Source organism: Oryzomicrobium terrae (assembly GCF_008274805.1).
Classification (GTDB): domain Bacteria; phylum Pseudomonadota; class Gammaproteobacteria; order Burkholderiales; family Rhodocyclaceae; genus Oryzomicrobium; species Oryzomicrobium terrae.
In genome coordinates, this window is the sequence record NZ_CP022579.1 from 2,865,154 (window position 1) to 2,885,472 (window position 20,319).

Genomic DNA, 20,319 nt, shown 5'->3' on the forward strand with positions numbered 1-20,319 from the left:
GCTCCGGCTTTTTTGCGCCTGCCGATCCTGCTGCTCAGCCGTTCACCGGCATGACGAACTCGGGCCCCTTGGCGGTGCTGTCGGGCCAGCGCTGCATGATGCTCTTGTAGCGGGTGTAGAAGCGCACGCCTTCCTCACCGTAGGCATGGTAATCGCCGAACAGGCTCTGCTTCCAGCCGCCGAACGAATGCCAGGCCATGGGGACCGGAATCGGTACGTTGATGCCGACCATGCCCACTTCGATGCGCTGGGCGAATTCCTGGGCGGTGCGGCCGTCCCGGGTATAGCAGGCCACCCCGTTGGCAAACTGGTGGCCGTTGATCAGGGCCACTGCCTCGGCAAAGGTGGCGACCCGCACCACCCCCAGCACCGGACCGAAGATCTCGTCCCGGTAGATGCTCATTTCCGGCCCCACCCGGTCGAACAGGGTGGCACCGAGGAAGTAGCCCCCGGGCCGTTGCGGCACCGGATGGGGGCGCCCGTCGAGCACCAGCTCGGCCCCGGCGGCAATGCCCGCCTCGATATAGCCGAGGATGCGCTCCCGGTGGGCGGCGGAGACCACCGGCCCCATGTCCACGCCCGCTTCCAGGCCGTCGCCGATGGTCAGGCGGCGGGTGCGCTCCACCACCTTGGCAATAAGTGCGTCGGCGATGCCGCCCACCGCCACCGCCACGGACACCGCCATGCAGCGTTCCCCGGCCGAGCCGTAGGCCGCCCCCACCAGGGCGTCGGCGGCCTGGTCCAGGTCGGCGTCGGGCATCACCACCAGGTGGTTCTTGGCCCCGCCCAGGGCCTGCACGCGCTTGCCGTGGCGGGCACCGGTCTCATAGATGTAACGGGCGATCGGCGTCGAGCCGACAAAGGACACGGCCTGCACGTCGGGGTGGGCGAGCAATTCGTCCACCGCCGCCTTGTCGCCCTGCAGGACGTTGAACACACCGGCCGGCAGCCCGGCCTCGGCCCACAGGGCAGCGGTCATCAGGGAGGCGGACGGGTCCCGCTCCGAGGGCTTGAGCACGAAGGTGTTGCCGCAGGCGATGGCCACCGGCGCCATCCACATCGGCACCATGAAGGGAAAATTGAACGGCGTGATGCCGGCCACCACGCCCAGGGGCATGCGCTGGTTCCAATGGTCGATGCCGCCACCGATGGCCGGTGAATGCTGGCCCTTGAGGAGCTGAGGAATGCCGCAGGCAAACTCGATCACTTCCTGGCCGCGCTGCACCTCGCCCAGGGCGTCGGGCAGGGTCTTGCCATGCTCCCGGCTGATCCAGCGCGCCAGTTCCTCGGCGTGGCGCTCCACCAACTCCTTGAAGCGGAACAACACCCGGGCGCGCTTTTGCGGCGGGGTCTCGGCCCAGGCGGGGAAAGCCGCCTTTGCCGCCGCCACCGCGGCTGCCACATCGGCTCCTCCGGCCAGGGCCACCTGGCGAGTCACAACACCCCGGGCCGGATCGTACACATCGCCGCGCCGGGTACCCGTCCCTGGCGTATTGGCGCCGCCGATCCAGTGACCGAGCAGGGGCAGATCGGAAGTGGCTTGCTGCGTCATCGAAGAATCTCCTGGTCGCACATCATGAAAATATTATGGTCAGGCAGAGGTCACACAGGCGTCGCTGCAAACGTTCATGCTGTACCCAACGACTGCATCCCCCACCAGAATACTGAACTGAACGAACCTGCCGGAAGTGTTCCGGCCGCTTCATCCTCCCTGGACAACTTGGTCATGCCCAACTCTCCGGCGGTTCCCGCCCCCCCAGCGCCGCCACGCACCGTCAGCTTCGCCGAGGCCTTCCGCTTCTGGCTCAAACTCGGCTTCATCAGCTTCGGCGGCCCCGCCGGGCAAATCGCGGTGATGCACCAGGAGCTGGTGGAGAAACGCCGCTGGATTTCCGAAGGGCGCTTTCTCCACGCCCTCAACTACTGCATGGTGCTGCCCGGCCCGGAGGCCCAGCAACTGGCCACCTACATCGGCTGGCTGATGCACCGCACCTGGGGCGGCATCGTCGCCGGCGCCCTGTTCGTATTGCCGTCGCTGCTGATCCTCATCGGCCTGTCCTGGCTCTACGTCGCCCAAGGCCACACCCCCCTGGTCGCCGGCCTGTTCTACGGCATCAAGCCGGCGGTCACCGCCATCGTCCTGCAGGCCGCCCACCGCATCGGGGGACGGGCCCTCAAGCAGCCGTACCAGTGGGCCATCGCCGCAGCCGCCTTTGCCGCCATCTTCGCCTTCAACACGCCATTCCCGTTGATCGTCGCGGCGGCCGCCCTAACGGGCTACCTGGTGCAGCGCTTCACCACGCCCGCCCCGGCCACCGCCCCCGGTCATGCCACGACGACGGCCGCCTCCCCGCACCAGGCCTGCCTGATCGACGACGACACACCGCCCCCAGCCCACGCCCGCTTCCGCTGGTCCCGGTTGGCGGCAGTAGCAGGCATCGGCGCCCTGCTCTGGCTGGTGCCGATGGGCCTGCTGGCCGTCCTGGGCGGCTGGCGCGCCCCCCTGACCCAGATGGGCTGGTTCTTCACCAAGGCCGCCCTGCTCACCTTCGGCGGCGCCTACGCGGTGCTGCCCTACGTGTTCCAGGGGGCGGTCACCCATTACGGCTGGTTGAGCCCCGGCCAGATGATCGACGGGCTGGCCCTGGGTGAAACCACCCCGGGCCCCCTGATCATGGTGGTGGCGTTCGTCGGCTTCGTCGGCGGCTATGGCCATGCCGACGCCACCCTGGCCATGGCCGGGGGCAGCCCCCTGCTCGCCGGCATGCTGGCCGCCACGGTGGTCACCTGGTTCACCTTCCTGCCTTCGTTCCTGTTCATCCTGGCCGGCGGCCCCCTGGTGGAATCGACCCACGGCAACCTCAGCTTCACCGCGCCCCTGTCGGCCATCACCGCCGCCGTGGTGGGGGTGATCGTCAACCTGGCCCTGTTCTTCGCCTACCACGTCTTCTGGCCCACCGGCTTCCCCCGGGGCTGGGCCAGCCTGGCCACGCCGGACTGGCCATCGCTTGCCATCGCAGGCTTGGCCGCCGTGGCCCTGTTCCGCTTCAAGATCGGCGTGGCTCAAGTGATCGGCGGCTGCGCCCTGCTTGGTCTGGCAATCCGAGCTTGGTTGAGCTGACGGCCCGGCCTTACGGCAGGCACAGGGTATCGGCCCAGCGCCCCAGGGCGCGCAGCGCCTCGTGGCCCGGCGTGCCGGGCACACCATTGAAGGGGCTGATAGTCAGGTAGCCCTGCTGCACCCAGACGGCTTCCGCCGTGGTATCGCTGGCAGATGCCGGGGCGGCGTACTTGAAGCTCAGGCCGAAGCGTCCCCGGGCCGCCGGATTAAGATCGCCCAGGTCGTCGGTATAGGTCAGGGCGAAGGGCAGATAGGTCCCGACCTGGGTGTATTTGATGCCTTTCAGCCCGGCCAGGGGTGGCAGGTTGACATTGAGCCCGACGCCCTTGGGCAGCAGGGGCGCACCGGCGACCCGGGCGTTGTCCAGATCCCGCACCAGACGGGCAACGATTCGGGCGACGCCGGCGGCATCCCGCTCCTTTAGATCGGCGCTTACCGCCAGGGCCGGCACGCCGCTATGCAGGGCGATCAGGGCGGCGTTGAAGGTGCCGGAAAAGTTGTTCACGTAGCCCAGGTTATTGCCCACGTTGGGGCCGGAAATCACCAGATCGGCCCGCGGCAGCAGCTTTTCTAGGCCATACAGGGCCGCCATCACCGGGGTGCCGCTGATTTCCACCGTCACCTCCTGGCCGGCGCACGCCGGGCTCTGGCAGGTGCCGTCCTGGGTGGTCTTGACGTAGTAGCTGTCCGGATAGGCGGGATCGTCGTCGCGCCCCGGCACCACCTCCCGGCCGTACAGGAATGCCCCGGCCCGGCCGCTTTGATCGGCGTAGGGTGCGGCGATGCGCACGGTGTGGCCCTGGGCCTTGAGTTCCTGGTAGAGGGCGCGGATGTTGGGATGACGGTAGCCGTCGTCGTTGGTGAGCAGGATGTTGAGGGCCAGGGCCGGAGCGGAGAGGAGCAGGCCGGCGCAGGCGAGGATCAGGTGTCGGACGTTCATGGGCGATAGCGTTGTGACAGGCGCCGGCCGGGCCAGCACCGGAATATCAGGGGGACGGCACCAGGGCGCGGCATTGGGCCGAGCATGGCGCGGCGAAGGGAATGCCGAGGAGGCGGGCGACCACCGGGGCGATGTCGGTCAAGGCCAGAGGGCCGGCCTGGCCGCCCCGGGCAAAGCCGGCACCGTAGCCGATGAAGCCGGTCTGCAGGCCCGACTGATCCGGGTGGTGACCATGGGCGCCGCCAGAGGCCTGGCCAAGGACACTCCCCGTGGCGTCGTTGCGGAACAGCACGCCGGAGGTACCCGCCAGCGCCAGGACCGCCTCGGGATCGGCGCCTTCACGGCGCAGTTCCTCCACCTCGACGACGCTGAACAGGGCCTGCTGTTCGGTGGGCAGCGCTGCTAACAGGGCGCGTACCCGCGTCAGGGCCGCGTCGTCGCCAGGATCGCGCAGGCGCAGGAAGGCACTGCCGCCGGCGGCATGGAAGCTGGCGCGCCAGTTGCCGTCGCCGGGGGCATCGGGCAGCAGTCCGGCCTTGCGCAGCCAGACGTTGGGCGAGAGGGAGGTGTGCACAGCGGCAAAGCCATGATCACCGGTCACGATCACCGCCGTGTCGGCAGCCAGCCCGGCCTGTTTCAAGGCGTCGAGGATGTTGCCAACGGCCTTGTCCACCGTCGCCAGGGCTTTGTTCACCCGGGCACCGCTGCGCCCGACGGCATGCTGGGCGGAGTCGGCAGCTACCAGGTGGATCGCAGCCAGGCTGGGCCGGTAGGTGCGCAGCAGGTAGGCCAGGATGCGGCTGTTGTTCTCGTCCATGGCCAGGCCCCGGTAATCCAGGTCCAGGGCGCGCAGCTTGCCGGTTGCGTTGCGCTCGACCTCGTCGAACAGCCCCGGTGGCGTGGCGTGCTCGCGGATCGGGCCGGTGCGGTCGTAGGGATCCGTGTAAGACCAGATTTCCGGCAGGTTGTAGTCGATCGGCGCACCCTTGCTGATCGGCCAGGAGACGGCCGCCGAGGTCAGCCCGGCCTGGCGCAGCGCCTGCCACAGGGTGGGCGCCTGCACGTCGGCGGCATCGACGTACCAGAGGCCGTTCCCCTGAGGGGAAAAGCGGGTGTTGTAGCGAATGCCATGGCCGGCCGGCGCAACACCGGTAACCAGGGTGGTGTGGGAAGGATAGGTCAGGGTGGGAAAGATGCCGCGCACGCCATCCGAACTGCTGCCCTCCCGGGCCAGCTCCTGCAGATTGGGGGTCGGCCAGTCGGTCTGGCGGTAGAACTCGGGGCGCAGGCCGTCGATGCTGATCAGCACCACGTGCTTTGCCGGCGCGGCAAGCGCCGCGGCGCAGGCCAGCAACAGCGAGGCGGCCAATCCGCGGCGCAGAATCGTTGTGACGTTCATGAAGCGTTTCTCGAACCAGAGTGGCGGGGGTTGCCGCCCCGCCCCAGCGCCCCACTCGGGGCAGGCGCGAAGGGGGCGGGGCGGACTGCCGTCAGAAGTTGTAGATCCCCTGAATGCCGATCGTCCGGGGCATGCCGGAGGTGGCGATCTGGGCGTTGGACAGGAAGGAGCCGTGGTACAGGTCGTACTTGGTGTTGAGCAGGTTGCGCACCCACAGCGCGGCCGTCCACTTTGCCCCCGGCTGGGTCACCGCAAAGCGAGTGTTGGCCAGCCAGTAGCTGTTGGTGTTGTAGGCCGGCACGCTAGATTTCAGCGTGTCGTGGAACACGTAGTCGCCCTGGGCCGTGTAGCGGAAACCGCCCTGGGTCCAGGTATAGCTCAGGGAGCCACCATAGCTGGTTTTGGGGAAATTGGTCAGTTCCTGGCCGGCGAAATCGCTATAAACCGGCGCGGTGTAACCGTTAGCCTTGGTGGCGGCCACATCCAGCCCCTTGTACTCCTTGTAGTAGCCTTCCTTGTAGCCCAGGTACTGGCCGATGGTCAGGCCGGCGATCGGCTCCCACTGCAATTCCAGTTCAAGCCCATAGATTTCCGATTTGGGGATATTCACCAGGCGGCCCACGTTCTTGATCACCGGATCGATGAACACCTGAGACTGGTACTGCTGGTCCCGGTAGTCGTAGTAGAAGGCCGACGCATTAAGGCGCAGGGAGCGGGTCACGTCGCTCTTGGCACCAACCTCGTAGGCCCACAGCACCTCAGGCTTCACCGCGTCGACCTGCTGCGGGAAGGACGAGTTGTAGGCCGTGAAGCCGCCAGACTTCACCCCGCGGCTGACGCTGGTGTATAGCAGGGTGCCCTTGCGCAGCTGGTATTCCAGGCCGAGCTTGCCCGAGGTTTCGTCCGAGGTGAGGGAACGGTCCTGGGCCGGGAAGGTACTGGTGCCCACCTTGGCCGGCTGCGCCGGATACAGCGCATAGCTGGTGGTGAAGTTTTCCAGCTTGCGCGTTTCGTGCTCCTGGCGCAGCCCCAGCACCACCCGGGTGTTTTCGGTCAGCTTGTAATCCCCCTGGCCGAAAGCGGCCAGTACGTCAGCCTTCTGCTTGTAGGCAGTGAGGGTGGCGTAGCCGAGGTTGCCGGTGAAGTCGGAGTAGAACTTTTCATCCAGGTTTTCCCGGCCGTAGTACACCCCGGCCAGCCAGTTGAAGCGGTTCTGCCCCTTGGACGCCAGGCGCAACTCCTGAGAGAACACGCCGATATTGCTCTTGAAGTATTCGTCCGACTGGGGAATGGCCGAGCCATCCCAATCAATGAATTCCCGGCGCTTGAAGCTTTCGGTGCTGGTGATGCTAGTCAGCTTGACCTTGTCGAACTCCCAGTTCGCCGTCAGCGCCGCACCGTCGCTCTGATTGTCGCGGTGGGGCTTGTCGCCGACCGACAGGCCGGTGACCTTGGCAAAGGCCGGCGTCAGACTCCAGCCGGTCACCCGGGGATCCTTTTCCGCGGCGATGGTCGAGAATCCCAGGGCTTTGCCGGCAGCGTTCGGCACCAGCCCCTGGTACAGGCGCGGCCCCTGGCTCTCAGACTTGTCCTGGCCGTGGTGCACCGTCAGATTGAGCTTCAGGTCCCGGGTGGCGTCCAGCTCCAGCTGGCCGCGCAGAGCCAGGGTGTCCTTGTCACCCAAGGATTGTCCGGTCACCCGGTTGTACTGCCAGGCGCCGCCCTGCTCCCGGGCAAAGGAGAAGCGGCCACGCAAGGCGTCGCTGAAGGGGCCGGAAACATAGCCTTCGACGGTTTTGGCATTGTAGGAACCGTAGCTGGCGGTCACCCCGGCATCGAACACCTGGGTAGGGCGCCGCGACAGGAAGTTGATCGCGCCGCCGGTGCTGTTGCGCCCATAGAGGGTGCCCTGGGGGCCGCGCAGCACTTCAACCCGATCGATATCGAAGAGCAGGCCCTGCGTCTGCACCGGGAAGGGATAGGCCACCTCGTCCACATACACGCCCACGGTCGAAGTGTTGTTGGTCGCGTAATCCTTGAGCCCGACCCCGCGGATGCGGAACAGGGGCTGGCCGCTGCCGTACTGGGGGTCGATCTCGACGTTGGGCACCTCGTACTGCAGCTTGTTGATGTTGGTGATGCCCTTGTTTGTCAAATCCTCACCGGACAGTACCGTCAGGGCGGCCCCCACGTCCTGGGCCGACTGCTCCCGCCGCTGGGCGGTCACCACCACCGTGGGCAGCGCTGCCGTCGATTCCCCCGACGGCGCAGTGCTGGATTGAGCCAGGGCCGGAATGCCACTCAGCGCACCGCCAATGCCCACCAGCCCTCCGAGCAGTAGTTTTTTCATGCTTGCATCTCCGCGTAATAGTCGTTGGTGCGCCCGGAATCGTCCCCGGACGCCACGGGTGGGCAAAAGCGAATTCCCCCCCCACCGGGACCTACGGATTAGCAGATGTCATGCCAATGTAACAATCCTGTAAAAACAGTTAGTTGCAAATTCGGAAAGTATGCCTATGTGCTGTAGCGCACAAATTCCTGTTGGCACTGGCCAAACCGCACCACACCCAGCAGCGATCCGCCCCCGCCAACCGGCGGAGAACCATCGCGCGGTGCTCACCAGACCTGCGGAAGCGCCATCAACAATTCTTTTTTGGCCAAAACGCCCCCGAATTTCGGCGCAGCAGCGATAATGCGAGGTTGGGCAAAAAACGGATTCTCAAGTAATGAAGCGAGTGGATGACTTTCGCCTGCGTCTAGGCAAACACGAACTGGTACCGATCATGGTGGGCGGCATGGGCGTCGATATTTCGACCGCCGAGCTCTCCCTCGAGGCAGCGCGCCTCGGTGGCATTGGCCATATTTCGGATGCCATGGTGCCGACGGTGTCCGACCGTCGGTTCAACACCAAGTACGTGCGAAACAAGCTCGCCCAATACAAGTTCAACGTCGCCAACTCCGACAAATCGGTAGTCCAGTTCGACCTGGCGCTGCTTGCCGAAGCTACCGCCATGCACGTCGGCCGGACCATGGAAGCCAAGCGCGGCCCCGGCCTGGTGTTCATCAACTGCATGGAAAAGCTGACGATGAACGGCCCCAAGGAAACGCTGCGCGTTCGCTTGCGGGCCGCGCTGGATGCTGGCATCGATGGCATCACCTTGGCGGCCGGCCTGCACCTGGGTTCATTCGCCCTGATCGAGGACCACCCCCGCTTCCACGACGCCAAGCTGGGCATCATCGTCTCGTCCCTACGCGCCCTGCAGATCTTCCTCAAGAAGAACTCCCGCACCGGTCGCCTACCTGACTACGTGGTGGTGGAAGGCCCCTTGGCCGGCGGCCACTTGGGCTTTGGCATGGACTGGGCTGAGTACGACCTGGCTACCATCGTCGCCGAAATCCGCAATTGGCTGATCGCCGAAAAGCTCGACATCCCCCTCATTCCCGCCGGTGGCATCTTCACTGGCTCGGACGCAGTGGGCTTCCTGGAAATGGGGGCCAGCGCCGTCCAGGTCGCCACCCGCTTCACCGTAACCCGCGAGTGCGGCCTGCCTGAAGACGTGCAGCAGGAATACTTCAAGGCCAGCGAAGACCAGATCGAGGTTAACCAGATCTCGCCCACCGGCTACCCGATGCGCATGCTCAAGAACAGCCCCGCCATCGGCAGCGGCATCCGCCCCAACTGCGAAGCCTACGGCTATTTACTCGACGCCTCCGGCAACTGCCAGTACATCGAGGCCTACAACCGCGAAGTGGCCGCCCACCCCGAAGCGCGCAAGGTCAAGGTTTTTGACAAAACCTGCCTGTGCACCCACATGCGCAACTTCGACTGCTGGACCTGCGGTCAGTACACCTACCGGCTCAAGGACACCACCCGGCAGAATGAGGATGGCAGTTATCAACTTCTCAGCGCCGAACACGTCTTCCGTGACTACCAGTTCAGTACCGACGGGAAGATATCGCTACCTGAGTAGCAAATAGATCACTGAATCATCCAACAATTAAAATGGGCGAGGAGAAATCCTCGCCCATTTTAATTTAAAGAAAAGGCAGAAAATCAAGAACCAACTAACTCACAGCAGGGAACTGACACCAGCTTCTCCATATGAATCCAATCCACAACATCACCTGCCGGAGAATATTCCGGAACCAACTCCTGCATTATATTGCGCAGCGCCTCCACATCACCAAATCTCAAACAGCTCTCTAGTTCTTTTATTTTTGGCACAAGATCAGACAATGGAATAAAGTCCTCGTGAGCCTTCATTATTCTTGGATGAGAGGTAGGTTTTGGGTTATCACCGATGAGGAGCTCCTCATACAACTTTTCCCCAGGGCGCAATCCTGTTATTTCAATTTCAATATCACCATCAGGGTTCTCAGAGTCCTTAACGGACAAGCCAGACAATTCAATCATTCTGCGTGCAAGATCGATGATCTTAACCGCCCCCCCCATGTCCAAGACGAAGACATCCCCACCCTTTGCCATGGCTCCAGCCTGAATAACAAGCTGAGCAGCTTCAGGAATAGTCATAAAGTAACGTGTTATATCAGGGTGTGTAAGGGTGATTGGGCCGCCATTGCGAATTTGCTGCCTAAATTTTGGCACAACAGATCCAGAGGAACCAAGCACATTTCCAAATCTAACCATGGTGAATTTTGTTTTTGAATTATTTGCTGCAAAAGCCTGAAGAATCATTTCAGCAAGGCGTTTGCTAGCCCCCATGATATTCGTTGGACGGACTGCCTTATCTGTGCTGATCAGCACAAAATCTGCAACACCACATCGCTCAGCCGCCTCAGCCGTTTTAAGCGTACCAAGTACATTATTTTTGATTCCTTCTGCAGGATTGTGTTCAACAACAGGCACATGCTTGTATGCAGCTGCGTGGTACACAATATCAGGGCGCCAGGTTCTCATAATATCCCCCATGCGTCCTTCATCACGCACAGAAGCAAGCAGTGGAACCATTCGAATCGCACCACCACAATTTATATACTCTTTTGCGAGCAACTCTTGATGAATTTCATACAATGCAAACTCACTCTGTTCTATCAAGAGTAAAACCGAAGGGGAAAGCTGAGCAATTTGCCGACACAGTTCCCCACCAATCGATCCACCGGCCCCCGTAACTAACACAGTTTTCCCTGTAATATTCTTGGCTAATAAAACCGGATTAGGAGCCACAGGATCGCGGCCTAAAAGGTCATCAACATCCAGCTCTTGAAGATCGGCAAAACCAAATCTCCCTTTAGCCAAAGCAGTGAAACTTGGCAGTGTACGTACAGAAACCTTTGCCTTTAGAAGGTCATTTAATATTTTATTCCGGCGCTGCCTCGAAATACTAGGCAGTGCTAATAAAACACTGCAAACCCCGACACTATCTACCAAGTCATTTAAATTACGAGGGTTATAAATTGGCAAACCGTTAAGCAAATTCCCTTGCAAAGTCAAATCGTCATCCAGATAGCCGACCACTCTCATCTCAAAATTATTAGCCATTGCAGCAGCTAGCTGCCTCCCCGCCCCCCCTGCGCCATAAATAAGCACCTTAGGCAAATCCGCTTTCGCGAGCCTGGCCCGGTAAAGACCACCCAACCAATAGCGGGCAAATGCACGTGAAGTTCCAACTGCAAAAAAAAGAAGCATTGGTTGAATCAAACCAATTGTACGCGGAATATCGGGAATACCATAAGCCGTAAAAATTGCAGAATACAACATAGCGTAGACGCCGCACGCTTTTATTACAGCGTGAAGTGCAGGCCAACCTGAATACCGAAAAATGGCTCGATAAAGGCCCATTGCTGCAAAAATCGGCAATTGGAGGGCAAGCGCGACCCAAACGGCAATAGCAACTCCACCTGAGAGTGCAACAAACTCATTAAGCCGTAAGTAAAATGCAAACCAGACACAAAGAACGCAAAGACTTGCATCTATTGCAAGGGCGATCAAACGCTTCACCATTCTTGGCAAAGCCAAAAATGGATTAGTAGCAACCTCAACTTGCATACTTAGCTCTTTCAATGTCTTCTTAGCCGAGAAAACACACTTAATCACAAAAACACAAGCAAAACAGAAAGAAAGCGCCCAGAACCCTAACCAATGGAAAACACCTTTCCAGACTCCAGACCCACCTCAACCCGGCAACTTCCCCTTACTGCAAAAAATCAATCACAGTCTTGACGCAAGCTCACAACATGCTTAACAGCAGATCTAAAATTCTCATGAAGCCTTTGAGCTCCCACAGGGGTCACCCGCGAAATATCTGCCACATAAGAAATAGTTTTTTCAAACTCACCACAAAAATCCAAACCAGAAGAAACAAAACAGTCTTGATAATCACGAGATAAAATAACGCGCTGGGAACCTAGGCGCATATGTTCGGCCAGAATTAATTCAGCAGGAACAGCCCCCCTCCCAATTCTCCCCACCCCTCCAAAACCAAATTTAACCCCCCTCATCTGACACATTGAAGCAACCCAATCCATTATGCCATCAGACACAATCTCAAACATAAAATCCAGACGACATTCAATATGCAAGTCATTAAGACCAACATGTATCGAATCGACCCCACCTATCTCTAAAATTGACTTCAGCCTTATTAGTGAAGCTGCCGTCTCCACTAGCAGAACCACCTCCACACGACCATTAATTAATTCAACAAAGCGGCGGACTTCAGCCTCAGTTCTGAACATTGGAAGCATAATCGCATCTGCGCCTCCGTCAATTACTGAAGCAATCTCTGCCGCTGAATCCTTATGGATTGGATTCACCCTGACCAACAACTTCGAACAGCTGAGAACAGTTTTTACCTTTTTAACATCTTCTAAGGTGTGCCGAGATATCAATGTATTAAGGTGCCCTTGCCGCTCGACTTTGCCATTAATCTCAAGATCAACCATCACATAGTCAACCCTACAAGAGTCAGCAATAGCAGCACGACAAGCATCGGCAGTTATAAATATATATTCCATTTAAAACTTAAATTTTTCAAAAATATAATCAAAGTCCTCACCCTGCTTTATAACCTCCAGGCCATTTTTTCCGCACATAACAATAGGCACACTTGGCAATATAAACGGAGGCTTCATTACCACAGAGTAAGAGCCTACATTTGAATAGACCAAAAAATCACCTACCATCGGATTACCGCGAACATTCCTGCTAAGAAAATCACTCTCGATACATGTATAACCAGCCACATCGAATACCAGCTCACTATCGCGCAAGTTTTGTGGATTACAAACAAGCGTAACCGGTAAATTTGACGACCTTGCCGTTGGGCTTATGTTGAATATACTGCCGGAAACAACAGCAATAAGTCTTTCGCCGACATATCGAGTAGATGTAACTTGACATACAAAATTTAATGTATCTGCAACCAGAGCAGTACCTGGCTCTACAATCAGAGTTGGCAAATCATCCTTATCTCCGTAATGACGAATAAGCTCATTACCAATAATTTGTGCATAGTCACAAAATGAGGCCGGAACAACACCCATCTTGTTAGCCAAGTCGGCTGGCATATGACTCATAAAACCACCACCCAAATTTATAAACTTAGGCGGATTAGAAAATATTCTATTGGCCAAAGCAACTACTTTTAATGCGCGAGTTTTGTATGTAGATGGCTGGCGATTGGGGTAGTGGCAATGCAATCCTACAAGGTCAAGCCTTTTATTCTTTGAAATTATTTTCAACGCTTTCTCGAACTCTTCCCCTCCAACATCAAATCCAAATCGTGAGGACTGCCCATCAATTTCACCAAAATTACAGCGAAAAGCAACCTGAACCGTTGGCATTTCGGTCTGGGCGCAAATTATCTCAAGCTTCTTAATATCCTCAAGATTATCTAGATTAATTAAGACACCTGCACGAGCTGCCGCATCAAGAGATGAATATGATTTACACGGACCGTTGTAAATTACTTTGCCAAAATCAACACCCACTCTACGTGCCAATTCAAGCTCCATCTCAGAGACAACTTCGGCGCGCCCACCCAATCTATCTACGAGCTTACAAATATACGGAGTGTAGTTTGTCTTATATGAGTAAGCTATTTCAACCCTAGGATAGAATCTTGCGAACTCACCGAGCATTTCGTGATAGTTGCTACAAAATCGCGCCTCGTCAAAAAAATAAAAAGCATCACCGAGCTCTTGGCTAGCGCAAGAAATACTATTCCAATTATCAAGAATATTATCGTTCATTTTTCTCAAATATTCCCTTCATCGACAAAACCACAAAAGCCGTACGAAAAACAATTCTTGCATCCTCAAAAATCCCTAGCTTATTAAAATTATCAATATAAATATTGTCGTACTTGATTTTCTCAGGCCACTCCAAATCATTCCTACCCGATATCTGCGCCAATCCAGTAATCCCAGGCTTAACAGAGAACCGGCGCTTTAGCTCAGGTGAAAAATCCTTATACTCACCTAATTCATAAGTTACAGGCGGCCGTGGCCCAACAATAGCCATATCACCTAAAATAACATTTAACAACTGAGGGAGCTCATCCAGACTAAGCTTTCTAAGCAGAGAGCCGACACGTGTGATACGAGGGTCGCCTGTATAGCAAAACAGCCCCTCGTTCATATGCTCGGCACCAGGCACCATCGTACGGAATTTATACATACAAAATGGCGCCCCCCCCAACCCTAACCTCTCCTGAGTAAAAAAAACAGGCCCTCTTGAGTCTATTTTTATGAAAATACAAATAACAATTAGCAAGGGGAGCAGCAATAAAAGCAACACCACCCCTAAAAACAAATCAATTATTCTTTTTAAGAAAACCATATCAAATCGGGGTCAACCAGGATGCGTGCTGCTCAAGCTCCCCACTTACAGCAGCATGATATTGTTTAAGCAATGCGAGAGTAATCTTACCTGGACTACCATCCCCGATCTTAAATTGATCCACTTGGCCGACTGGCGTTAATTCTGCAGCCGTTCCACAAAGGAAAATTTCATCGGCCAAATACAATTCTGTACGATCAACTACTCGCTCTTCAACTAAAAGCCCCATTTCTCCACCGAGAACAATGACTGTCTCGCGAGTAATGCTATTCAAAATTGAAGAGGTGCAGAGCGGGGTTATTAACCTCCCATCCTTAATTAGAAAAATGCACGCCCCAGTGCTTTCCGAAAGTTTTCCATCTGAGGCAAGAAATATTGGCAGATCACAGCCAAACGCCTTAGCCTGGTTATATGCGTAACGGGAATTTATGTAATTAGCACCCAATTTAACCCGAGGGGGAAGAGAGTTATCTCCGATACGCACCCATGATGAAACACATGCTTTAAGTGCTTTTAATTGAAGAATATCACTCCGACATTTCTCGATTGGAGCAACAAACAAATTGATAGGCTCAGAACTTGTCCAAGATCCTTCTCCATCAACAAACACAGCGACCCGAATAGCAATATCAGAACGATAGTCATTAGCCCGAACCACCATTTTAATAATACTTTCCAATTCACTCATGTTATATGGAGAGCAAAATCCTACCAGGCTGCACGAGTCAAAAAGCCTTTCGAGATGCTCATTTAATCTGAAAACATTCAAGGCACCAGTTTTCTCTGATCGATATGCTCGAATACCTTCAAAGACACTCAATCCAAATTGAGCCGCCGGTGAAAGAGCACCAATCATCGCACTCTGAGAGTCTACAAGCGCTCCAGACAACCAAATAGTTCTTTTCATGCGCATCACTTTATATAATGATTATAAACACCATTTAATATATAACTTACATACGCCTTCATGCGCATCCATAATGGCAAGCCACTTCTTTCAACCACGATTCCAAAAAACTTTAGCTGGGTGAATTTATTCTTTGTACTACCAGAAGGGTAGTAAACACACAGAACTTCATGAATAGCCTTGTACTTGAAAAGTTCCGACTTTGCCAATCGAAACCAGAAATCAATATCTTGTGCATATCTTAGATTTGCAAAGCGCTCTACTTCAACAAGTGCGCGCGCTAGCAAAACAGTTGAAGTTCCAATTCCACGTTTAACAAGAATATCTGATGCGGCATCAATTGATGCGGGGGGGAATACTTCATTTGAACGCCCCTCGAAGGAATAGCCCGTAACAATAAAAGTCGCCCCAGCCTTAGCCGCCTCCATTTGCTTTAGTATTTTTTCGGGCAGCCAAAAATCGTCCGCATCCAAAAAAGCCAAAAACTCTCCAGCACTCTGTTCTATTGCTGCATTTCGTGCCCCACCAGGTCCTCTCTGCCCAAAATTTTTCACCACTTTAATTAGCAGATCAAAATCTTGCAGGGCATCGGCAATAGCCCCCTGAGAGTGATCGCCATCGTTTGCAATCACCACTTCAAAATCGACCCCAGGGCATTGTTGCCAACATAGCTGAATAGACTCAACAGCACGACACAACAGATCCAATCTGTCGTGAAATGGAATAATAACACTTAGTGAACGCATCTCCGCTCGACGACTCCGCAAATGACCTTTTTTATATCCTAAATAGTTTACTCAAGCTTCGAATTCGAATAACTATCGGAATCACCACTTAGATCAACGTAAACTTTCATCGGAACTAGCAACAAGTAAAAAAAAGGCGATATCGTCACATTCATAATGACAATCCATCCTAAATTTGTCAGAGGGAGCACCACACCAAGAGGCTTAAGGGCTTTAGGCAAGCTGGCCAAATTCTTCCAAATAGAAAGTATCGCAACCACAAAAAGCAAAAATACGCCAAAGTAACCTACATCGATCAGCATGGACGGCAAGGTGCTGGTCCGTACGACACCATTATTTGTGGACTTTTCAATCCCACTTTCTGAGGTGGCCTGTTGCATTCGCGAATACATGAGTGACTGGTGCGAATACATGCCATGCCCCCACAGCCCTCCCCCTTCAGATTCAAGCGTTTTTATAGCAACAAAGATTGGCAAAAGACGATCATAATCGCTTGACTTAAAGCCAACATTCCCAGCAGCACCACTTAACCCCTCACCTGAACTAGATTTAATAGCCACTGCTCTACCAACATCTAGCAAAGGGTTAATGTGGCGTGCTAAAAAATCGCTTGGACTAAAGTCTTTTCCAAAAACCATATCGTGATTTGTTGCCAACCCAAGTACATGGACAACAAAACAGCCAACAATCAGCGCACCAAAAAAAACGGCCCTTGCCCTATAAAAAAAATAGGGCCCCAATATTACAAAAGGCACAAGCATAGATATTCTTGAATCGAAATATCCGCCAACGCACACCATTAACAGGAGAGCGGACAACTCATATCGGCAATCTTCGCGCCTCACTGCTCGAATTACTGCCATTGCACAAATCGGGATAAGCAACCAGAAATTGAATGCAGATCCATTAACGTACCAACCCTGATAAAAAAATCTATCATTGTGGACAAATTGCCCAATCAACCCCCATATCTGAATATAGATAACCGCTGCAAAACTACCCGCGAGAAGGGCTTTTCGAATACCGTGAATCTTCCCATATTGCAGCCGTACCGCAACAATCAAGTTCACGCCAAAGAACAAGAAAACAAAATAAATTAGTAGCGGCCTTTCAAAAATACCCCTTAATGTTGCAACTAGACACACCAAACTAAAGGCAAAAAAAGCCAAGCCTGTTTTACTTGAGAAATAATTAAAAAACAATCTCCGCCAGCCATCGCCCTTATCAAAAACAAAGACAAGCAAGCTTGTAACATACAGAAAGAAAGCGCTAGCGAGCAATAACGCATGCCCCTCATATTGAACGGGATACGCCGCTATTGACAACCCCAGCAGACTTTCTCTAATGCCCCGCCTTCTTAGCAAGCCAAAGATCGACATAAGTAATTCTCTTATGATTCTCAATTAAAAAACAGCAGTCCGCAAAGACGCTTTCAACATTCTTGACAGTAATTGAACCGTCAGAGATTTCCCAGCAATGGTGCGGATCAATCCAAATTTTCTTTAATATAAACCTCCTTATAAAAGAGCCAAGTGTAAGAAAGCCGTGCGGCAAACTAAAGTAGCTTGGTTTATATGTCGGAGACATAAATAAAAAATGAGAGCGCCGATTCGGTATCGTAGCAATTACCTTACCACCTGGGCGTAAATATCTTGATATATTCTTAAGAGCGATCTTGACTTTGTCAAAAGGAATATGCTCAAGCACATCAGCAACAATTACAAGATCGTAGTCTGAAAGGTCAGAAAAATCGGGCTCGCTGAGATCCCGTACATAATCGGGTGCCAGCCGTGCGTTGATGTCTAAGGTGTGGTACACAGAACAGTGCCTCGATAGAATATCGCGAACAATTCCATTACCAACGCCGATTTCCAAAACCCTACTTGGCTTTATTGCCAGCGCAGTTTTTAGAATGTGATAATAGCGTATCCAGTTTACAAAATTAAGCTGATTCAAGTAGTCTTCCGAACTCAAACTAAACTGATCATCAAACCCACTCATTTTCTCACCCAGCATTTAATACTACCTGTTTCAAGAATCTAGAATAATCAAATGCTATAGCAGCCATGCTATACTTTTCGACATCCTTAGTCACCGAATTCCCTAGAGAGCCACACACCCAATCATTATATGCGTGGGCAATGAATTCAACTGCCTCCTCTTTTGAAATGGCATAAACCCCCGACTGCGTTTCCTCAACAATTTTTCGTACATTATCGTTTAGATGCCCTCCTGTTGCTAAGAGCACTCCATCGCATGCCATATATTCAAAAAGCTTCGTAGGATAGACATCCGTCTCATCGGGATCATCCCAATTTAATAGCAAAAGTACATCTGCCTCGGCCTGGCGTTCAATCACATACTCGCGCGGATGCATGCCACCGTGGCGGAAAACACATTCTAAATTATATTGAGCAACATACCCATCAAACGAAATTGGTTTGGGGCCAAGAAAGACCACTTCAATATTTTCATTAGCAGCGGGGCAGGCTTTAAAAATAACCTCATGAAATATCTCAAAGAGCAATCTTAGATTTTGCTTTCCTTCATAAACAAGCCCCGTATATAGAAAAGTCATTTTTCTATTTTTTGAGACGCCCAGCCGTGGATTTTTCCTAAAAAAGCCATTTGTGAAAACAGAAACCGGCCGGTGATGCATATCTTCTAATTTTTTCTTGAAGGAGGGAGTCACAGTAACCAGTTCACGGGCATGCACCATCGTTCGCCTTTCCAAAAGGCGATCAATAATTTTGTGCAACCATCCATACTCATAACTATGATTCATGGTCCATAAATCACGGAATTCTGCAACCCAGACAATCCCAGTCTTGATTGAGATTGCTTTGGCACAAACATGAGCAGTTGGATGTGGGGAAGAACTTAGTAGGACATCAGGTTTCCAATTTTCTGCTACACGCACACCTTCGGCCACCCAATTTTGTCGCGCAGTAACATAATCATCTGGGAAAGCTCCGCGCACCAATCTATACACATTCATCATGGAGCGCAAAGCCGATTTTGCGGAGCTCCATTGACTTGCATCAGCTAATTTATTAAGCAGGCCGCCTTGGTACTCTCCTCCGTCATCACCTGCATCGCCCTTTGAAAAAAATCTCTTAATTATTTTTCGATAAGGAGACCAAATATCATATGGGCACAAGAAACTTACTATCTCCACCTTCTCCTCATTAAGCAGCCCGACATGCTTTTTAATATCTTTAGCGCAACCTGGGCTTATTATTTTTACATCCCATCCATATTTTGAAAAAAAATGAACTAGCGACGGAACTCTTGGGCTCGCGTGCTGAATATCAGCAACAACCAATAGCTTATGCATGGGCGAAAACTCCTTCGTATGCATTTTTCATTTTTGCTGCCTCGATGCGCATGTCGTTTGAGTGCCTCATCAAATTTTTTGCCACCCGGCCGCACTCTATACGGCTCGCAGAATTCTCTATAAAGAACTGAATAGCTTCAGCACAAGAATTTGCATTTGACGGTACAAATAACTTCCCGCTAACGCCGTCTTTCACCCACATAGAGTTTTCACCAACATCAGTAATTACTACGGCCAAGCCACAAGCCATCGCCTCTGCTGTGCTTGACGACAGACCAGAATCCGATAGGGAGGTTGATATATATATATCATTCCCTTTTAAAATACTCGGCAATTCATTATATTCGTACCGCCCATAAAAATTGACAACACTCTCTAAGCCTAAGTTATTTTTAATATTGTTTAACCTGGAGGAATCGTACCCTGTTCCATACAAGGAGAGTTTTATGTGAAACCCTCGAACATACAACAGCTTCACCGCCTTTAGAAGTGTTTCAATATCATATATGCGCTCATGATTGCGAAGACTTATTAACTTTATCACCCCAAAATCTTCAGCATGCGCTTTTTTACAAAACTTTCTAGTATCGACACCAAATCTTATTGGCAATAACTTATTGCTAGAACATCCCAAATCAAGCAACCGCTTCTTCATATTCCCGCCATCATACGTAACAAGAAGAGCACGAGCCAAAGCCAACTTTAAAAAAACTCGCTTTAAAAAGCTTCTACTATTGATTAATACATCCGACCCCCAGGCGGTTAACACTAACCGCCTAGCGGGCCTTAGATAGGCGAGCAGAGCGTAATATCCAATATAATGCACATGGATTATTACCTTACCAGCTGCACTGAGCCTATAAAGAGCGCACAATGCTTGAAAAAACCTAAACACAGCACCACCCTTTGTAAATTCCAAATAATTCACATTGGACGAAATTTTTCCAACATTATTTTCATGAGTCGATATCCAATAAATTTTATATGCACTGGAACTTAGCAAGCCGACCCATTTATGACTATGCACAGAAGCGGCACTAGCCAAAAAGATTATCTTACAATCATCTCG

The 20,319-nt window shown here is 53.4% G+C and carries 16 protein-coding genes; 2 read left to right on the plus strand and 14 right to left on the minus strand.

Annotated features, from left to right (window positions below):
* Positions 1-34 precede the first annotated feature (34 nt).
* The gene (locus OTERR_RS12980; RefSeq protein WP_149426022.1) at positions 35-1,552 is read right to left on the minus strand and encodes a CoA-acylating methylmalonate-semialdehyde dehydrogenase; all 1,518 of its coding nucleotides are present in this window, start codon (positions 1,550-1,552) and stop codon (positions 35-37) included.
* A 174-nt stretch (positions 1,553-1,726) separates the two neighbouring features.
* On the opposite strand from OTERR_RS12980, the gene chrA reads away from it, so the two are divergent.
* The gene (chrA, locus tag OTERR_RS12985) at positions 1,727-3,121 is read left to right on the plus strand and encodes a chromate efflux transporter (RefSeq protein WP_149426023.1); all 1,395 of its coding nucleotides are present in this window, start codon (positions 1,727-1,729) and stop codon (positions 3,119-3,121) included.
* Between the two features lie 10 nt (positions 3,122-3,131).
* Here chrA and OTERR_RS12990 read toward each other — a convergent pair whose 3' ends face one another.
* From OTERR_RS12990 to OTERR_RS13000, 3 genes are all read right to left on the minus strand, one after another.
* Positions 3,132-4,061: a 5'/3'-nucleotidase SurE gene (locus tag OTERR_RS12990; RefSeq protein WP_149426024.1), complete on the minus strand. Its 930-nt coding sequence runs from the start codon at positions 4,059-4,061 to the stop codon at positions 3,132-3,134.
* Positions 4,062-4,107: 46 nt separating this feature from the next.
* Positions 4,108-5,460 carry an alkaline phosphatase family protein gene (locus OTERR_RS12995; protein WP_149426025.1) on the minus strand — a complete coding sequence of 451 codons (1,353 nt, stop codon included), beginning with the start codon at positions 5,458-5,460 and terminating at the stop codon, positions 4,108-4,110.
* 91 nt (positions 5,461-5,551) lie between these two features.
* Positions 5,552-7,810 carry a TonB-dependent receptor gene (locus OTERR_RS13000; protein ID WP_149426026.1) on the minus strand — a complete coding sequence of 753 codons (2,259 nt, stop codon included), beginning with the start codon at positions 7,808-7,810 and terminating at the stop codon, positions 5,552-5,554.
* Positions 7,811-8,186: 376 nt separating this feature from the next.
* Between OTERR_RS13000 and OTERR_RS13005 the strand changes: the two genes are divergently transcribed.
* Positions 8,187-9,431 carry a nitronate monooxygenase gene (locus OTERR_RS13005; RefSeq protein ID WP_149426027.1) on the plus strand — a complete coding sequence of 415 codons (1,245 nt, stop codon included), beginning with the start codon at positions 8,187-8,189 and terminating at the stop codon, positions 9,429-9,431.
* A gap of 83 nt (positions 9,432-9,514) precedes the next feature.
* On the opposite strand, the gene OTERR_RS13010 is transcribed toward OTERR_RS13005, so the two are convergent.
* The 10 genes from OTERR_RS13010 to OTERR_RS13055 form a co-directional block, all read right to left on the minus strand.
* The gene (locus OTERR_RS13010) at positions 9,515-11,467 is read right to left on the minus strand and encodes a nucleoside-diphosphate sugar epimerase/dehydratase (RefSeq protein WP_149426028.1); all 1,953 of its coding nucleotides are present in this window, start codon (positions 11,465-11,467) and stop codon (positions 9,515-9,517) included.
* 158 nt (positions 11,468-11,625) lie between these two features.
* Complete coding sequence (locus tag OTERR_RS13015) at positions 11,626-12,435, minus strand: aldolase/citrate lyase family protein (RefSeq protein WP_149426029.1); 810 nt, start codon at positions 12,433-12,435, stop codon at positions 11,626-11,628.
* Positions 12,436-13,671 (minus strand): type III PLP-dependent enzyme domain-containing protein, encoded by a 1,236-nt coding sequence (locus tag OTERR_RS13020; protein ID WP_149426030.1) that lies wholly within the window; start codon positions 13,669-13,671, stop codon positions 12,436-12,438.
* On the minus strand, positions 13,661-14,260 hold the full coding sequence (locus OTERR_RS13025) for a sugar transferase (RefSeq protein WP_149426031.1): 600 nt from the start codon (positions 14,258-14,260) through the stop codon (positions 13,661-13,663). The genes OTERR_RS13020 and OTERR_RS13025 overlap by 11 nt, the downstream gene beginning before the upstream one ends.
* A 1-nt stretch (position 14,261) precedes the next feature.
* Entirely contained in the window at positions 14,262-15,167 is a 906-nt protein-coding gene (gene ilvE / locus OTERR_RS13030) for a branched-chain-amino-acid transaminase (RefSeq protein ID WP_187775240.1), read from the minus strand.
* A gap of 5 nt (positions 15,168-15,172) precedes the next feature.
* The gene (locus OTERR_RS13035; protein WP_149426033.1) at positions 15,173-15,913 is read right to left on the minus strand and encodes a glycosyltransferase family 2 protein; all 741 of its coding nucleotides are present in this window, start codon (positions 15,911-15,913) and stop codon (positions 15,173-15,175) included.
* A 47-nt stretch (positions 15,914-15,960) separates the two neighbouring features.
* On the minus strand, positions 15,961-17,292 hold the full coding sequence (locus OTERR_RS13040; protein ID WP_149426034.1) for a hypothetical protein: 1,332 nt from the start codon (positions 17,290-17,292) through the stop codon (positions 15,961-15,963).
* The gene (locus tag OTERR_RS13045; protein WP_149426035.1) at positions 17,255-17,929 is read right to left on the minus strand and encodes a class I SAM-dependent methyltransferase; all 675 of its coding nucleotides are present in this window, start codon (positions 17,927-17,929) and stop codon (positions 17,255-17,257) included. The genes OTERR_RS13040 and OTERR_RS13045 overlap by 38 nt, the downstream gene beginning before the upstream one ends.
* Complete coding sequence (locus tag OTERR_RS13050) at positions 17,919-19,250, minus strand: glycosyltransferase family protein (RefSeq protein ID WP_187775241.1); 1,332 nt, start codon at positions 19,248-19,250, stop codon at positions 17,919-17,921. The genes OTERR_RS13045 and OTERR_RS13050 overlap by 11 nt, the downstream gene beginning before the upstream one ends.
* Positions 19,243-20,295, minus strand: coding sequence for a glycosyltransferase (locus OTERR_RS13055; RefSeq protein WP_187775242.1), 1,053 nt, complete (start codon positions 20,293-20,295; stop codon positions 19,243-19,245). Before OTERR_RS13055 ends, OTERR_RS13050 begins: the two co-directional genes overlap by 8 nt.
* Positions 20,296-20,319: the final 24 nt, after the last annotated feature.

Bases quoted from the DNA above. Each gene is read 5' to 3' on its own strand.
- OTERR_RS13040 (WP_149426034.1), bottom strand. From the start codon at position 17,292: ATGTCGATCTTTGGCTTGCTAAGAAGGCGGGGCATTAGAGAAAGTCTG.
- OTERR_RS13050 (WP_187775241.1), bottom strand. From the start codon at position 19,250: ATGCATAAGCTATTGGTTGTTGCTGATATTCAGCACGCGAGCCCAAGA.
- OTERR_RS13005 (WP_149426027.1), top strand. From the start codon at position 8,187: ATGAAGCGAGTGGATGACTTTCGCCTGCGTCTAGGCAAACACGAACTG.
- OTERR_RS13010 (WP_149426028.1), bottom strand. From the start codon at position 11,467: ATGCAAGTTGAGGTTGCTACTAATCCATTTTTGGCTTTGCCAAGAATG.
- OTERR_RS13045 (WP_149426035.1), bottom strand. From the start codon at position 17,929: ATGCTGGGTGAGAAAATGAGTGGGTTTGATGATCAGTTTAGTTTGAGT.
- OTERR_RS13035 (WP_149426033.1), bottom strand. From the start codon at position 15,913: ATGCGTTCACTAAGTGTTATTATTCCATTTCACGACAGATTGGATCTG.
- OTERR_RS12995 (WP_149426025.1), bottom strand. From the start codon at position 5,460: ATGAACGTCACAACGATTCTGCGCCGCGGATTGGCCGCCTCGCTGTTG.
- chrA (WP_149426023.1), top strand. From the start codon at position 1,727: ATGCCCAACTCTCCGGCGGTTCCCGCCCCCCCAGCGCCGCCACGCACC.
- OTERR_RS13015 (WP_149426029.1), bottom strand. From the start codon at position 12,435: ATGGAATATATATTTATAACTGCCGATGCTTGTCGTGCTGCTATTGCT.
- OTERR_RS12990 (WP_149426024.1), bottom strand. From the start codon at position 4,061: ATGAACGTCCGACACCTGATCCTCGCCTGCGCCGGCCTGCTCCTCTCC.
- OTERR_RS13025 (WP_149426031.1), bottom strand. From the start codon at position 14,260: ATGGTTTTCTTAAAAAGAATAATTGATTTGTTTTTAGGGGTGGTGTTG.
- OTERR_RS13000 (WP_149426026.1), bottom strand. From the start codon at position 7,810: ATGAAAAAACTACTGCTCGGAGGGCTGGTGGGCATTGGCGGTGCGCTG.
- ilvE (WP_187775240.1), bottom strand. From the start codon at position 15,167: ATGAAAAGAACTATTTGGTTGTCTGGAGCGCTTGTAGACTCTCAGAGT.
- OTERR_RS13020 (WP_149426030.1), bottom strand. From the start codon at position 13,671: ATGAACGATAATATTCTTGATAATTGGAATAGTATTTCTTGCGCTAGC.
- OTERR_RS12980 (WP_149426022.1), bottom strand. From the start codon at position 1,552: ATGACGCAGCAAGCCACTTCCGATCTGCCCCTGCTCGGTCACTGGATC.